Source organism: Acidiplasma cupricumulans (assembly GCF_001402935.1).
In the GTDB taxonomy this organism is placed as follows: Archaea; Thermoplasmatota; Thermoplasmata; order Thermoplasmatales; family Thermoplasmataceae; genus Acidiplasma; species Acidiplasma aeolicum.
This window is the reverse complement of the sequence record NZ_LKBH01000008.1, coordinates 1-930: the sequence shown is the minus strand read 5'-3', so window position 1 is coordinate 930 and position 930 is coordinate 1. Positions and strand designations below refer to the sequence as shown.

The window sequence follows — 930 nt, the reverse complement described above, 5'->3', positions numbered from 1 at the left end:
TGTTAGTTTTATTCGATATTATTTATTAAGTTTTTTGTAGAAATGTAGAGTGGCAAATATTACAAAAATCAAAATAAACGTGAATAAAACTAACAGATATTTAAATACCATCTGATTTTTCATTATGCCATAAATTGATATTGTAATACCCAACACTGCTTCAATAAACATAAAAATTATTACTACGAATAGACTATATTTGTATATTTTATTTTTATTCATTATTTATCACCAAAATTAAAGCCATGAAGGAAACCACGGGTCCCCAAGAGGCCAATCGCAAGTATATCCCATACTTATCCAACCACCCATTACACCAATAACAGCAACAACTACAAAGAATACGGGCCAAGCCAATCCACCTGTAGCTACAACTAACGCTGTTGCTGAACCAATTAAATCTATAGCCGCAATGACCTCTAGCAATATACTTAAATCGCACATCCAACCCCAGTCTATTGCTATTCCAACTGTTTTGTTTATTTCCATATTTTTTATATTATTATTTGTTGATTTTAACATATTATTCATTGCCAATGCAATATATGAATATTCTATTCCGAATTTATTTAATGTATTGTTATTGGAATTCATATAAGTAAATGAAATTAATTCTATACTGTTTATTAAGTTTTTCATTTCATTATTATATGTTGATTTATAATCTAATGTAAATTCATTTCCCAATAATATTTTTGATGAATTTATTGGCACAATATTGGCATATAAATATGAAATATTTTCATTGTTGTTATTGTATATTATATTGCCTATTTCTACCTTATAATTTTTAAATGTATCTGTAAATGCTATTGTATATCTTATATTGGAATTATTGTAATACTGTAATAAAATAATTTGTATTGTTTGTCTTTATATAATTGTATTTATATGATGTTATATTATTATCTTTAAGATCGGAAGAGCACA

Annotated in this window: 1 protein-coding gene; it reads right to left on the bottom strand. The window is 25.8% G+C overall.

Annotated elements, in window-relative coordinates; all coding sequences use genetic code 11:
- Positions 1-237: 237 nt before the first annotated feature.
- Positions 238-714: a hypothetical protein gene (locus AOG55_RS00160; protein ID WP_048101006.1), complete on the bottom strand. Its 477-nt coding sequence runs from the start codon at positions 712-714 to the stop codon at positions 238-240.
- Positions 715-930 lie beyond the last annotated feature (216 nt).